This window comes from Paraburkholderia polaris, assembly GCF_012927345.1.
GTDB lineage: Bacteria > Pseudomonadota > Gammaproteobacteria > Burkholderiales > Burkholderiaceae > Paraburkholderia > Paraburkholderia polaris.
Genome location: NZ_JABBGJ010000008.1, coordinates 65,990 through 80,167, shown reverse-complemented (window position 1 = coordinate 80,167; position 14,178 = coordinate 65,990). Strand labels below are relative to the sequence as shown.

General features: G+C 64.6%; 13 protein-coding genes. 8 read left to right on the top strand and 5 right to left on the bottom strand.

Annotated features, from left to right (window positions below; all coding sequences use genetic code 11):
- The first annotated feature begins 9 nt into the window (after nucleotides 1-9).
- Complete coding sequence (locus HHL24_RS09165) at nucleotides 10-1,062, top strand: L-threonylcarbamoyladenylate synthase (RefSeq protein ID WP_169485199.1); 1,053 nt, start codon at nucleotides 10-12, stop codon at nucleotides 1,060-1,062.
- A 211-nt stretch (nucleotides 1,063-1,273) separates the two neighbouring features.
- Here the strand turns inward: HHL24_RS09165 and HHL24_RS09160 are convergent, their stop codons facing one another.
- The 3 genes from HHL24_RS09160 to dacB form a co-directional block, all read right to left on the bottom strand.
- A complete protein-coding gene (locus HHL24_RS09160; protein WP_169485198.1) occupies nucleotides 1,274-2,509 on the bottom strand; it encodes an SGNH/GDSL hydrolase family protein in 1,236 nt (411 codons plus the stop codon).
- 94 nt (nucleotides 2,510-2,603) lie between these two features.
- The gene (locus HHL24_RS09155) at nucleotides 2,604-3,554 is read right to left on the bottom strand and encodes a sterol desaturase family protein (RefSeq protein ID WP_169485197.1); all 951 of its coding nucleotides are present in this window, start codon (nucleotides 3,552-3,554) and stop codon (nucleotides 2,604-2,606) included.
- A gap of 193 nt (nucleotides 3,555-3,747) precedes the next feature.
- Nucleotides 3,748-5,397, bottom strand: a complete 1,650-nt coding sequence (gene dacB, locus HHL24_RS09150) for a D-alanyl-D-alanine carboxypeptidase/D-alanyl-D-alanine endopeptidase (RefSeq protein WP_206002774.1) — start codon at nucleotides 5,395-5,397, stop codon at nucleotides 3,748-3,750.
- 317 nt (nucleotides 5,398-5,714) lie between these two features.
- Between dacB and HHL24_RS09145 the strand changes: the two genes are divergently transcribed.
- The 6 genes from HHL24_RS09145 (at nucleotide 5,715) to HHL24_RS09120 (ending at nucleotide 11,436) form a co-directional block, all read left to right on the top strand.
- Nucleotides 5,715-6,377 carry a response regulator gene (locus tag HHL24_RS09145; RefSeq protein WP_169485196.1) on the top strand — a complete coding sequence of 221 codons (663 nt, stop codon included), beginning with the start codon at nucleotides 5,715-5,717 and terminating at the stop codon, nucleotides 6,375-6,377.
- Nucleotides 6,378-6,381: 4 nt separating this feature from the next.
- A complete protein-coding gene (locus HHL24_RS09140; RefSeq protein WP_169485195.1) occupies nucleotides 6,382-7,683 on the top strand; it encodes an ATP-binding protein in 1,302 nt (433 codons plus the stop codon).
- 157 nt (nucleotides 7,684-7,840) lie between these two features.
- A complete protein-coding gene (locus HHL24_RS09135) occupies nucleotides 7,841-9,358 on the top strand; it encodes a DegQ family serine endoprotease (RefSeq protein ID WP_169485194.1) in 1,518 nt (505 codons plus the stop codon).
- 233 nt (nucleotides 9,359-9,591) lie between these two features.
- Nucleotides 9,592-10,086, top strand: a complete 495-nt coding sequence (locus tag HHL24_RS09130; protein ID WP_169485193.1) for a carboxypeptidase regulatory-like domain-containing protein — start codon at nucleotides 9,592-9,594, stop codon at nucleotides 10,084-10,086.
- Nucleotides 10,087-10,249: 163 nt separating this feature from the next.
- Nucleotides 10,250-10,642: a DUF427 domain-containing protein gene (locus tag HHL24_RS09125; protein WP_169485192.1), complete on the top strand. Its 393-nt coding sequence runs from the start codon at nucleotides 10,250-10,252 to the stop codon at nucleotides 10,640-10,642.
- Nucleotides 10,643-10,674: 32 nt separating this feature from the next.
- Nucleotides 10,675-11,436, top strand: coding sequence for a CoxG family protein (locus HHL24_RS09120; protein ID WP_169485191.1), 762 nt, complete (start codon nucleotides 10,675-10,677; stop codon nucleotides 11,434-11,436).
- A 133-nt stretch (nucleotides 11,437-11,569) separates the two neighbouring features.
- Here the strand turns inward: HHL24_RS09120 and HHL24_RS09115 are convergent, their stop codons facing one another.
- Entirely contained in the window at nucleotides 11,570-12,565 is a 996-nt protein-coding gene (locus tag HHL24_RS09115) for a helix-turn-helix domain-containing protein (RefSeq protein WP_169485190.1), read from the bottom strand.
- Between the two features lie 170 nt (nucleotides 12,566-12,735).
- On the opposite strand from HHL24_RS09115, the gene HHL24_RS09110 reads away from it, so the two are divergent.
- Complete coding sequence (locus HHL24_RS09110; RefSeq protein ID WP_169485189.1) at nucleotides 12,736-13,368, top strand: cysteine hydrolase family protein; 633 nt, start codon at nucleotides 12,736-12,738, stop codon at nucleotides 13,366-13,368.
- A gap of 123 nt (nucleotides 13,369-13,491) precedes the next feature.
- Here the strand turns inward: HHL24_RS09110 and HHL24_RS09105 are convergent, their stop codons facing one another.
- The gene (locus HHL24_RS09105) at nucleotides 13,492-14,142 is read right to left on the bottom strand and encodes a TetR family transcriptional regulator (RefSeq protein ID WP_169485303.1); all 651 of its coding nucleotides are present in this window, start codon (nucleotides 14,140-14,142) and stop codon (nucleotides 13,492-13,494) included.
- Nucleotides 14,143-14,178 lie beyond the last annotated feature (36 nt).

Sequence of the window (14,178 nt, the reverse complement as noted above, 5' to 3'; positions counted from 1 at the left end):
GCGAGCGCCATGCCGGATCAAAGCAAACCTGCCGAAGGGGGCGCCGCGAGCGCCTTGCCTGTGAGCGCCGAGCAGATCGAGCACGCTGCCGCGCTGCTCGACGCGGGCGGTCTCGTCGCGTTCCCGACGGAGACTGTCTACGGACTCGGCGGCGACGCCGAAAGTCCGGACGCGGTCGCGCGTATTTATGCGGCGAAGGGCAGGCCGGCGAATCATCCGGTGATCGTGCATCTCGCGCCGCAGGGCGATCCGAACTACTGGGTCGAGCATTTGCCCGCCGAGGCGCAGCGCTTGATCGATGCGTTCTGGCCGGGGCCGCTCACGTTGATCCTGAAGCGCGCGGCGCGAATCGATGCGGCGGTGAGCGGTGGGCAGGATTCGGTGGGGTTGCGCTGCCCATCGCATCCAGTTGCCCAGGCTTTGCTGGAAGCATTCAGCGCGTTGCGCGGCGGGCATGGTGGTGTTGCTGCGCCGTCGGCGAATCGTTTTGGTCATGTGAGCCCGACCACGGCGCAACACGTGCGCGATGAGTTCGGTGGTGCGATTCATGTGCTGGACGGGGGCGCGTCGGACGTCGGGATCGAATCGACGATTCTGGATTTGTCACGCGGATTTCCGGCGCTGTTGAGGCCGGGGCGGGTGACGCCACAAGATATCGCCGATGTGCTCGGCGAGGCGCCACGCCTGGCCGACGGTTCGGATGCGACGGCTCCGCGAGCTTCGGGGACGTTGAAGGCGCACTATGCGCCGCGTACGCCTCTGGCTTTGCTGCCTTTTGATGCGTTGCAGACTGTGCTTGCGGCGCGCCAGGGCGATGAGCGCGTTGCCTTGGTGGCGCGGGCTTCCCGCGCAGGGGAGTGGGCTCATGCCGAGGGCGTGCATTTCATCGCCGCGCCTGAAGATCCGCACGTTTATGCGCGCGAGTTGTATGGCCTGTTAAGGGCGCTCGACCGCGCGGATGTGAGTCGGATTCTCATCGAGAAGTTGCCGGACACGATTGAGTGGATCGCTGTGAACGATCGGCTGGGCAGGGCCGCGGCGGCTTTTGAAGCACAAGGTTGAAGTTTGATTTTTTTGCCTGTGTGGCGCTAAGGTCGCGCGCAGCAGGCAAATAGATATCGAGCGCCGCGTAGGCAAAAAAATCACGACACGCTAACGCCGCCCGCGATTAATCAGAAGCGCCGCGCAGGCAATAAAAAAACGCCCAGCTTGACCAGCAAGCCAGGCGTTCGCAGAATTCGCATCCTGCTGCCGCTACGCGGCAACCCTCAACTTATTTCCCCAACCCGGTGGCGGCGATCTGCTGCTGAACGTACTGCGCGAACAAGGCGTGCGTGTGCGTGCTCGGATGGACCAGGTCCGCGAACATGTAGGTCTGGTCAGCGCCAGCCACCGTGTAGGTCTGCGGTGAGCAGAACAGCGACGAGCCGAACTGGGCACCGTACTGGGCCGGGGTCAGCCCGTTCGTTGCGCTCGGATTGGCGGTGGCGTACGCGGTTGCGTTGGCCACCATCGACGTCAGGTTACACGCCGTGCCGGTGTTGGACACCGTGAAGCCCAGCGCCTGGTAGTTCGGCAACTGCTGATCCAGCCACGTGAACGCATCGGCCACGATGACCTTGCCCGTACCCAGCAGGCCGAGGGCGGTCAGTTGTTCGACCAGTATGTAGTTATACGCCGCGGTAATCCCCGTCAGCAGTGCGGCCGCGCCCGGCGAGGCCGCGTTGGCCTGGACACCTTGCGGCGTATTGCCGATGTCCGGCACCGTCGACACTACCACGTGGGTCGCACCCGAATTGACCATGGTCTGGACTTGCGCGGCGAGGGCGGCGGCGGCCTGTGCGACCTGAGGGGTGGGCAGTTGCTGCAGGTAGCCGACGATGAACCCGACCTGGCCCGCCTGCGTGTTCGGCACCACGCCGTGCGCCAAGGCTGTCTGTAGCGCGGTGCCGAGCGCCGTCAGATTGGCGGCGGTCGAGAACTGGAAGATGTCGTTCGCGCCGCCGTTCACCAGCACGAGCTGGTTCGAATTGAAGCTCGTATGCGCGCCCAGGTAGTTCTGCACCTGCTGCACGACCGGCACCGTTGTCGCCGCCATGCTGTTCGGTGCCCAACCTTCGCCTTGGGCGTTGACGACGTCCGATCCACCTTGCGCGTAGCCATACCCGCCCGCCGCGACCAGCGGTTGACCGAAGCCGCCCAGATACGCCGCGGTCAACGTGCCGCCGTAGTACTCCGCGACCTTCTGAGTCCACACTTCGCCCGGGTTGGTCGTGAAGCGGCCGCCGCCGAAGCTCGACTGAATCACCGGCGCGTACGTGCCGACATCCGACAAGCTGTCGCCGAACGACACGACCTGCAATTTCACGCCGCCCGCCGGCGTGCTGCTGCTCGAACTGTTGTTATCGCTACCGCCGCCGCAAGCCGCGAGCAGCGCAAAGGCCGCACTGGCAATAGCGATCTGCGTGACACGGACGAAATTGCGTTGCTTCGATGCTGTTTGTTTCATGTTGACTACATCTCCTCGTATGTGTGGCCCATGTGCCATGTATTGCAGGCGGCGCCCACCGCGTCGGCGGCGTGACGTCAGCTTACAGAATCTTCTACGGCCTGCGCGGCGTTTGAAACGCGGCCGTATGGTTGTCTTCCATGCTCGTATCGGCGCCGGATGCCGCGACACGGGCACTCGCACCGGCGGCGCGGCGCGCATGATAATCCGCGGCCCATGCGGGCGGCGCGAACAGCGCGCGCAACTTGTTGCGCCAGCCTCGCACGCTCACGAAATCGGCGGCCATCGACGCCCATTCATGAAACGTCGCCTTCAGCGGGTTATAGGTGTGAAGCGGCTCGACGATGCCGTACACCGGCGCATCGTGCGGATCTTCCTCTACATAGCTGCCGAACAGGCGATCCCAGACCACCAGCACGCCGGCATAGTTGCGGTCGATATAGCGGTCGTTGCGCGCGTGATGCACGCGATGAATCGACGGCGTGTTGAACACGTATTCGAGCCAGCCGAGTTTGCCGATCGCCTGGGTGTGCACGAAGAACTGGAAGCCGAGGTTAATCAGCACGATGGCCACGATCTGCTTGGGCGGAAAGCCGAGCACGGCGAGCGGAATCCAGAACAGCCACATGCCGGCAATCGGATACATCAGGCTCTGGCGGAACGCGGTCGAAAAATTCATCCGCTCCGACGAGTGATGCACGACATGCGCGGCCCACAGCCAGCGCACGCGATGGCTGCAGCGGTGAAACCAGTAATAGAGCAGATCTTGAGCGACGAACAGCACGACGAACGATACCCAGTTCGCCTGCCACGTAGTGACGCGATAGTGATCGTAGAAAAATGCATAGACGGGGATGATCGCAAGCCAGGCGAGCTTGTCGGCGGCTTGCTGCATCAGCGCGAGCGCGGCGTTGCAGAACGTGTCGCGCCAGCTATAGAGCTGCGCGCCAGGGCGCGTGCGCCGCAGGTGCCACGCCTCCCAGCCAATGCATGCGAGAAAGACTGGCGCCATGGCGAGCAGCAGCAATTCGGCATCGAATTGCATTGTGTCTTCCTCCGTGGTCCCTGGCCGCTGCGCTTGCCGCAGCGGACGTTGTCGTTTTCGTTTGATTGGGCCACGCAGACCGTAACGGGTGCGCGACTCGTGCGCTACGCGTTGCGTACGCGCGCCTCAAACACTGCCCGACAGCGTACACGCTTGGGCGCGTTGCGGCGCGCGGGTTCTATAGAAGGAATCCTCAATGGGCGCCGCGCTTGTGCGGGTTTTTCCTGGGCTTGCTGCTGCGCGGTTCGGCGACGGGGTCGGAGACATTCGTGAATCCTTGGGACGGTCCCTGATAGACCCATTCGAGCAAGGCATCGTGCGCGGCGCGCGCTGCCTCCGAATGCGGGTCGTTGATCAGGCTCACCACCACGTAGCTGTTGCCATCCGCCGAGGCCACATAGCCGGCGATCGCACGCACATCGCGCAGGGTGCCGGTCTTGATGTGCGCGTTGCCGCCCGCGCCCTGGTTGGTCAAGCGGTTGCGCATCGTGCCGTCGACGCCCGCAATCGGCAGCGACTCCACGAATACCTGGGCGACCGGGCTCGCATTGGCCCGCTGCAGCAGATCGGCGAGCGAGAGCGCGGTAACGTGTTCGTCGCGCGACAGACCCGAGCCGTTGTCGAGCGTCAGGTATTGCATGTCGACGCTGTCGCGGCGCAGAAACGCCTCGATGGCGCGCGCCGATTTTGCGGGCGTGGCGGGCGGTTTTTCTTCCGTCGCGCCGATCGTCAGGAACAGGTTGCGCGCCATCGTGTTGTTGCTGAACTTGTTGATGTCGCGAACGATGTCGGAGAGCACCGGCCCCTGGTGCGTGGCGACGAGGCGCGCGCCCACCGGCACTGGGCCTTCGCGGGTTGCGCCACTGAAGGTGCCGCCGGTTTGCTGCCACAGCGCGAGGAAGCCGCCCGCGAAGAACGCGGTGTGATCGAGCACCGCCACGTTGATCGTGCGTGGGCCGCAGCGCACCGAGTAGTCGCCGTCGAACGACGCCACCACCGTGCCGTTGGGCTGCGGCGTCACGGTGGGCGAGACGGAAGCGGCGTCGCCGCGGCACGGGCCATTGACGGCGTGCATCTGATTGTCGATCTGCAACTGCGAGAGCGCGGGCAGCACGTCGATTGCGACGCTGCCATCCGGCGAAGGCGTCAGCGTGAACGACAGCGATTTGAAGGCGTACAGCAACGGATCGGGGCCGACGTTGTACGGCGCGGTGGCGTCGTCGTCGAACGGCGGCAGGTCGCGCGTGGAGGTGTCGAAGTAGCGCTTGTCGAGCACCAGCGCGCCGTCGACGCCGTTGATGCCCGACTTGTGGATCTTCTGCACGAGGTCGATCAGTTCTTCGGGCACAAGTTTCGGATCGCCCGTGCCCTGAATGTACAGATTGCCATGCAGCACGCCGTTGGCGTCGAGCGTGCCGTCCGCATAGGCGCTCGTGCGCCAGCGATAGTCCGGGCCGAGGATCGACAGGCCGGAGTAGGTGGTGACGAGCTTCATCGTCGAGGCGGGCATCATCGGCTTGCCGGCATTCAGCGCGACGATCGGCGTGCGGTCGCCGACTTTTTCGACGACCACGCTGATCGACGACAGGGGCACGTGCGCGCGCTGCAGGCCGGTCATGACCGTTTGCGGCAACACCGTGGTGACGTTGACGCTCGGATGCGTGGCCTTGATGCGCGCCTGCGCGGTGAGCGGCAGTGCTGCGCCGCAGCCGAGCGCGGCGCAGGCAAGCAGCAACGCCGCTGTGCGCGGCGCGAACCGGCGAGGCAGGGAGTCTGCAGCAGAAGAAGACAGCGGACGCAGCGCCACACGGCGTGCGAGAGAAGACAGGAAAGCGTGCGTCATGGACAGGCGAGGAAGCAAGATTTTGGGGCGCGTGGTACGCGGCAATCCAGGGTGTGTCGATGCACCTCGCGACGCGTGCGGGCGGTGGTTTCGTTGCGCGTTCGCGAGGGCGGCATCGGTCGGTCAGGCAAATGCGGCGGCGGATTTACGCACCCCGCATACGGAGCGGGGCATGCTGGTGAATCGAGCCGCGCGACGCAAAGCGCTCATTGTAGAGACATGCCGCGAGGCTGCGGTGAAAAAGCGTCGCGCGGCGCGCACGTCAGGGCCGGGCGCTAGAATGCGGCATCATCAAATGTTTCAGGACCGACCCAACCATGCGCATATTGCTAGTCGAAGACGACCGGATGATCGCCGAAGGCGTGCGTAAGGCGCTACGCGGCGAAGGCTTCGCGGTCGACTGGGTGGAAGACGGCGAAGCGGCGCTCAGCGCGGCGACTGGCCAACCTTACGATCTGGTGCTGCTCGATCTCGGCCTGCCTAAACGCGATGGGCTCGACGTGTTGCGCACGTTGCGCGCCAAAGGCCACGCCACGCCGGTGCTGATCCTCACCGCGCGCGATGCGGTCGCCGATCGCGTCAAAGGCCTCGACGCCGGCGCCGACGATTACCTCGTCAAACCTTTCGATCTCGACGAACTCGGCGCCCGCATGCGCGCGCTGATCCGCCGCCAATCGGGCCGCAGCGATTCGACGATTCGCCACGGTAACCTGACGCTCGATCCCGCGTCGCATCAGGTCACGCTCGACGGTGCGCCGGTCGCGTTGTCGGCGCGCGAATTCGCGCTGCTCGAAGCGTTGATCGCGCGGCCCGGTGCGGTGCTCTCGAAGAGCCAGCTCGAAGAAAAAATGTACGGCTGGGGCGAGGAGATCGGCAGCAATACCGTCGAGGTCTACATTCACGCCCTGCGCAAGAAGCTCGGTGCGGACCTGATCCGCAACGTGCGCGGTCTCGGTTACATGATCGCCAAGGACGCCTGAGCCGATGCGTTCGATTCGCCGTCAATTGTTGTTCTGGCTGCTGGCGCTGGTGCTGCTCGGCGTCGGTATTGCGGGTTGGCTGATCTACCGGCAAGCGCTTGCCGAAGCCAACGAACTGTTCGACTACCAGTTGGAGCAGATCGCCGCGGCACTGCCGTCGGAACCGTTCTCGCAGGTGCTCGGTTCGCGCGACACCGGCGACGAAGGCATCGTGCTGCAGATCTGGAATCGCAACGGCGTGTTGATGTACTACTCGCGACCGCGTGCGCCGCTCGCGCCGCGCGCCGAACTCGGCTTTTCAACCGAGCATACGGATCGCGGCGATTGGCGTGTGTATGGCGCGATTGTCGGCGATAACGTCGTGCAACTGGCGCAGCCGGTTTCGGTGCGTAACCGGCTCGCGGCGAATGTTGCGTTGCGAACCCTGTGGCCGTTGATCGTTCTGCTGCCCCTATTGGGCGTGGCGGTGTGGGTGATCGTCGGGCGCGGACTGCGGCCGTTGCGGCGCGTGACCAGCGCGCTCGACGCGCGTCACCCCGAGGCGCTCGATCCTTTGCCCGATCAGCGTCTGCCGCTCGAAGTGCAGCCGCTCGTGCGCGCGTTGAACGGCCTGCTTGAACGGCTCGCCACTGCGCTCGATATCCAGAAAGCATTCGTCGCCGATGCCGCGCATGAATTGCGCACGCCGCTCGCCGCCGTGCAGATCCAGTCGCAACTGGTGGCCCGCGCGAAAGACGACGCCGCGCGTAGCGAAGCGCTGGCCGATCTGCAGGCGGGCGTCACGCGCGCCACACGTCTTGCCGAACAATTGCTGGCGCTCGCACGATCGGAACCGGACGGTTTCGCCGCCACCAACGCGATCGATCTGCGCGCGCTGCTGCAGGACTGCGTGGTGGCGTACGCGCCGCTTGCGCAGAATCGCGGTGTCGATCTCGGTATCGAGGCGAGCGAACCTGCTACGGTGACCGGCGACGCGGACGCGCTGCGCGTCATGTTCAACAACCTCGTTGATAACGCAACCAAATACACGCCGCGAGGCGGCCGCGTCGACGTCAGTTTGCATGTCGAAGAAGGGCATCCGGTGGTGCGGATTGCCGACAGCGGGCCGGGCATCGAGCCGGCCGAACGCGACCGCGTGTTCGATCGCTTCTACCGGGCTGGCGCTGGCGCGAACCGCGCGCGCACCGACGTGGCGGGCAGCGGTCTCGGCCTCGCGATCGTGCGCCGCATCGCTACGCAGCATCATGCGGCTGTGAGGCTCGACGAATCTCCGGCAGGTGGCTTGCAGGTCGAAGTGCGCTTCTGAATGTGGGGCTCGCCGTTCCTAAAGTGGCTTAAACGGGGCTTAAAAACGCCTAAAAAACTGGCTTGAAGCGATCTGGCGCTGCTTAAGACTCTTTTAAGCGATGCCACGTACGCTTCATCCCATTCCAGAGCCTCTTTCTCCCAGTCAGGAGTACACGATGAACGCGAAAACCTTGTCCCGCAGCGCTGTTGCAGTGGCTGTCGCCGTGGCGCTCTCCGCCGGCTATGTGGCGGGGCATCGCGACGTGCCCGCGCCGCAGGTGATCACGCCGGCGCAGGCCGCGATGATGCCTGCTGAAGCCGCTGCGAAGACCGGCATCCCCGATTTCTCCGGTCTGGTCGAAACCTACGGCCCGGCCGTCGTCAACATCAGCGCGAAGCATGTGGTCAAGCAGACGGCATTGCGCGGCAACGGCGGAAATGGCGCCAACGGCGGCAACCAGTTGCCGATCGATCCGAGTGATCCCTTCTATCAGTTCTACAAGCACTTCTTCGGCGGCATGCCGGGTATGCAAGGCGGCGACGGCGGCGATGCGCCCGATCAGCCGAGCGCGAGCCTCGGCTCGGGATTCATCGTCAGCAGTGACGGCTACATCCTGACCAATGCCCACGTGGTGGACGGCGCGAACGTCGTCACCGTGAAGCTCACCGACAAGCGTGAATTCAGGGCGAAAGTGGTCGGTGCCGACAAGCAGTCCGACGTCGCCGTGCTGAAGATCGACGCGAGCAATCTGCCGACCGTGAAGATCGGCGATCCGCGGCAGAGCAAGGTCGGCCAGTGGGTGGTCGCGATCGGCTCGCCTTACGGTTTCGACAACACGGTGACCTCGGGCATCATCAGCGCGAAGTCGCGCTCGCTGCCGAACGAAAACTACACGCCGTTCATCCAGACCGACGTGCCGGTGAACCCGGGTAATTCGGGCGGCCCGCTGTTCAATCTGCAAGGCGAAGTGATCGGCATCAACTCGATGATCTATTCGCAGACGGGCGGCTTCCAGGGCCTTTCGTTCGCGATCCCGATCAACGAAGCGATCAAGGTCAAGGACGACATCGTCAAAACCGGCCATGTGAGCCGCGGACGTCTCGGCGTTGCGGTGCAGGGCATGAATCAGACGCTGGCCGATTCGTTCGGCATGCAGAAGCCGCAGGGCGCTCTCGTTAGCTCGGTCGATCCGGGCGGCCCGGCCGCCAAGGGTGGATTGCAGCCGGGCGACGTGATTCTGTCGGTGAATGGTGAACCGGTCAGCGACTCGTCGGACTTGCCTTCGCAAGTCGCCAGTCTGGCGCCGGGCAGTTCGGCCACCGTGCAGGTGTGGCGCGACAAGGCCACCAAGGACCTGAAGGTGACAATCGGTTCGTTGTCGGATGCGAAGGTTGCCTCGGACAAGGCCGATCAACCGACCCAGTTGCAAGGCCGTCTCGGTGTGGCGGTGCGGCCGCTGACGCCGGAAGAGAAGAGCGGCGCGTCGGTGTCGCATGGTCTGCTGGTGCAGCAATCGGGAGGCGCGGCTGAAAGCGCCGGTATCCAGCCGGGCGACGTGATCCTGGCGGTCAATGGCCGGCCGGTCACGAGCGTCGATCAGTTGAAGCAGATGATCGCCAGCGCGGGCAACAGCATCGCATTGCTGATCCAGCGCGATAACGCGCAGATCTTCGTGCCGGTCGATCTCGGCTAACCGAAACTGAACGCATTGAAGTAACGCTTGCCGGTCCTTGTACTTACTGCTGACGGACCGGCATTTTTTTACCCATTCAAAAGCCGTGAAGAAGGGCGCTCTGCGCCTCGTGGCGTGGCGCAGCAGCGGTTTCCAGACGACGCAAGCCGATGCTTGGCACGCAGGTTGCGTCTTCCTTGATCCGGACCCATCGAGGGCGCCGGACGACAAGGACCTTAAGAAGGAGCGAACCGATGAAAACCCAACGCAATCAGCGAAGGATCGTAGCCGCCGCGGTATGCGCAGCGCTCACGCTCGGTCTGGCGGGTGGCGCATATGCGCAGGCGAGTGACGTAACGGGTGGCACGACCACCGACGACAGCAGTGCGGGCAATGCCAATGGCGGCGGCCTGCCGCAAATCCAGCATAAGGGCGACGTCTCATTCGTATCGGGCGGCGTCGGTCTCGACGAATCGAAAGCACTGCAGCAGGCACAAAGCCAGTGGCCGCTGTCGCTGCGCTTCACGGGCCCCGGCTCCGATTTTCTCGCCGACGTCCGCGTGCGAATCGTCGATGCGCACGACGGCGATGTGCTGACCGCCACCTCGCGCGGACCGTATATGCTGGTCAAGCTGCGCCCCGGCCGCTACACCGTGCATGCGCAATACAAGGATAGCGACCAGACCAGGCCGGTGACCATCCCGGCGAAGGGCACGGCCAAGGCGGCGTTCTACTGGAATACACAATAAGCGTCACACCTTCCTGAGCGGCGCCGGGCGAGACGCACCGGCGGCATTCAGGAAGGTCGCGCAATCGGCTGGAGTTTGGCCGATAATGAAGCCACGGGTGCGCCCCGTGGCTTTACTGTTTGCACGATCGCATACGAGTTGCACAACACGACGGAGCCGAGACATGAGCGATGCCTTGACACCCCACGGAAGCCCCGGCGCGAGCTCGGGCGGGCACACCATTGCGATCAGCGGCAACAACCATCGGGTGCGTGTGATTCATGGCGGCGTGACCATGGCCGACACCCAGTCAGGCCTGACGCTCACAGAAACCGGTCTGGCGGACGTGTTCTATTTCCCGCGTGGCGACGTGAACATGGCGCGCCTGGAGCGCTCGACGCATACTTCGCACTGCCCCTTCAAGGGCGAGGCTTCCTACTTCCATCTGCGCACCGAAGACGGTCTGATCGAAAACGCCGTCTGGAGCTATGAGACGCCGCTCGAGCCGGCGGCACTAATAAAAGGGTATCTCGCGTTTTACGCATCGCGCGTCGACCGCATCGATCAGACGTCCTGACCGGCTGTCGCGCGTTCATCGGGGAGGCTGTCATGGAACTGAACGACGCGTTACGGATTCCGCTTGCACCGTCCGACGTTTGGGACGCGTTGCAGGACCTCGCCTTGTTGCGTGCCAGCCTCGACAATTGCGAGTCGTTCACTCGGCTTGGCGATGGCGAATACGCGCTCACCATGACCGTGCCGCTTGGGCCGTTGCGCGCGCGTTATGAAGCCCGGGCCCATATAGCCGGTCAGGATTCCGGACCGGCGGACGCGCAGCGCCGCACCATCAATTTCAAGGCGCGAGCCGAGGGCATTGGTTCGTTGCGCGGACAGATCGAAGTGAGGTTGCGCGCAGACGATGGCTCGCATGGCATCGGCAGGGAACGGGGCACGCGGATCGATTACACGATCTGGGCGACCTCGTCCGGGCCACTCGCCGAACTGCCCACGCGCCAGCTCGAAAACGCGCTGCATCAACTGGCCGACGATTTTTTCGACGAGTTCGGCGCAGTCGTTCGCGCCAAGCATGGGCAAGGGCCGAACCGCGCGCGTGGTTCGGCGACGCGGCGGCAACACGTCTTTTTGCGGCCGATCACGCTTGGCGGCATCGCTCGACGGACCCGCACGGATCATGGCAATGCGCTGACCGGGCGGGCGGCGAGCGCGTCGCATGGGGTACCCCACGGCGTGTCGCATGGGGTCTCGCATCACGAGTCCAGTCCGCATGCGGTTCCGAACTGGGCGTGGGCGGTGATGATTTTTCTGGTGGCGCTGCTGTTGTATGTGGCGCGTTGGATTAGCGAGCAGTGACGGCTTAGCTTGACGCACCGCTGTCGTGCCAGCGCGACTACGAAATCCTGGGGGGCTACTACGAAACGCCGTCGGCCACACGGCGTTTGCGGCCGCTGAACGCTTGATCCGCTTTTGCCGGTCCCACCCGCGCTCACACGCCGCGAAACTCCCGCCTCCACGCAGACGGCGAGGTTCGGAACGCCTCTGCGAAATGTTGGCGTAGCGAGGCTGTCGAGCCGAAACCGGCAATCCCCGCGATCGTCTCCACGGACTCATCCGAGCTTTCCAGCAGTTGCTGCGCGCGGGCGAGCCGCTGCGCCAACAACCATGCGCCGACGGTCGTGCCGGTGGCGAGCCGGAAGCGTCGCGTAAAAGTGCGGCGGCTCATCAACGCGCGCTCGGCGAGCGTGTCGAGCGTATGCGGCGCATCCAGATTCCCTCTCACCCAATCGAGCAAACAGGACAGGCGGTCTCCGCGCACGTTCGGCGCCACCGGTTGCTGAATGTATTGCGCCTGGCCACCCTGCCGATGCGGCGGCACGACCAGCCGGCGCGCGACATAGTTCGCCGCTTGCGCGCCGCACATCTTGCGCAGCACGTGCAGGCAGCAGTCGAGGCCTGCGGCGGTGCCGGCCGAGGTCATCACGTTGCCGTCGTCGACGTAGAGCACGTCGGGATCGAGCCGCACGCGCGGATAGCGCCGCGCGAAGTCATCTGCCCACGCCCAGTGGGTGGAGGCCGGCCGCTCGTCGAGGATGCCGGCGGCGGCCAGTACGAACGCGCCCAGACATAACCCCACCAACTGGGCACCGCGGGCATGGGCGGCGCGCAGCGCGTCGAGCAGCGCGGCGGGCGGCGTCTCGTCCGGATCGCGCCAGCTCGGCACGATGATCGTGTGCGCGTCGGCGAGTGCCTCGAGTCCATGCGTGACGGCGATCGAGAAACCGGCGGTGGTGGTCAGCGCGCCTGGCTCGGCGGCGCAGACGCGGAAGTCGAAATCGGGCAAGCCGCCGCCGCTGCGGTCCTCGGCGAAGACTGCGCACGGCACCGAAAGATGGAACGGACTGATGTGGTCGAACGCAACCACCGCGACGACGTGGCGGGGTGTGTCGCCGCGCTCCGCGATGGAGGAGGTGGGTGTGGCCATTGGTTGCAGTCGCCCAGGGAAATTCAACGATGGCCCGATTCTAGCGAATCTTGTCATTCGGGTCACTATCGGGAAAGCGGCGGCAGGCCAACAATGCAGTCATCGCCGCTGCCCGTGCAGCGCCCACTCCGGGCCACGCAGCGCGAGCCTTATCTGACAGGAGTTTTGCCATGACTACACCGCGCCGTGCGCTGATCGTTATTGACGTGCAGAACGAATACGTGACTGGCGATCTGCCGATCGAATACCCGAATGTGCAAACCTCGCTGGCGAACATCGGCCGCGCGATGGACGCGGCGCGCGCCGCCGGCGTGCCGGTGGTGGTGGTGCAACATTTCTCGTCGGCCGGCTCGCCGGTGTTCGCGCGTGGCAGCGAAGGCGCCGAGCTGCATCCGTTGGTGGGCGCGCGGGCACGCGATCACTATATTGAGAAGTCGCTGGCGAGCGCCTTTACCGGCACTGATCTCGCGGACTGGCTGGCCGTGCAGCAGATCGACACGCTGACGGTCGTCGGTTACATGACGCACAACTGCGACGCGTCGACGATCAACCACGCGTGGCATGCGGGGTTTGCCGTCGAATTTCTGCACGACGCAACCGGCTCGCTGCCCTATGAGAACAGCGCGGGCTTTGCGAGCGCGCAGGAGATTCACCGGGTCTTCAGCGTGGTCTTACAGTCGAACTTCGCGGCAGTGGCGAGTACGGAGCAGTGGATCACGGCGGTGCAGGGCGGGGAGACGCTCGAGCGCGGCAATATCTACACGTCGAATCAGAAGGCGCGGGCGCGCCGGGCGGCTGCATAAGGCGGACGGCAAAACGAGGTTGCCCAAGCCGGCACGCGTAAACAAAAGCGGGCGGGTTGCGCGAATGCGCACCCGCCCGCTGTTTCGTGGCAGCCCTGACTATTCAGGTAGCTGACCGACCGTCTATAGCCCCACCGCCTTCCCCTTGCGCAACGCCGGGCTCAGCCGCAGCGCATCGAAGATCCCTTCGACCATCTGCTCGGCGTGCTTGCCGAAATCGGTCGCCTCCGGCAAAAACAGCATGTCGCGCAGCGAGCCGCTGACGAACGCATGCACCATCGCCGCCGCGATTCTGGTGTCGAGGTCGGCCGGCAATTGCCCTTTGGAGATCGCATTGCGCAGACCGCCCTCGATCTTCTTCAGCCCTTCGCGCATATTCGTCTGATAGCGGATCATCACCGGACCCATCTCTTCGACCAACTCGCACTTCAGAAAGAGGATGTCGAACACCCGCCGGCGGCGCGGGTCGTTGGCGGTGTCGCGCAGGCAGACCGTGCAGATTTCCAGCAGGCGCCCGAGCGGATCGGGTTCATTGGGGTCTTGCGAGGCGGCCTTGAGCTCGTCCAGCGGCAACAGCACGCGGTCGAACATTTCGGTAAACAGATCGCTTTTGTGCGCGAAATGCCAATAGATGGCGCCACGCGTGACGCCGGCCGCTTGCGCGATGTCGGCGAGCGACGTGCGCGAAACGCCCTTCTCGAAGAAAACCCTTTCGGCCGCGTCGAGAATGCTGTTGCGCGTCTCCTGCGCCTCTTCTTTGGTTCTTCTGACCATATCGATGTGACCTGCCCTGATTGTGGGGTTTTCCCG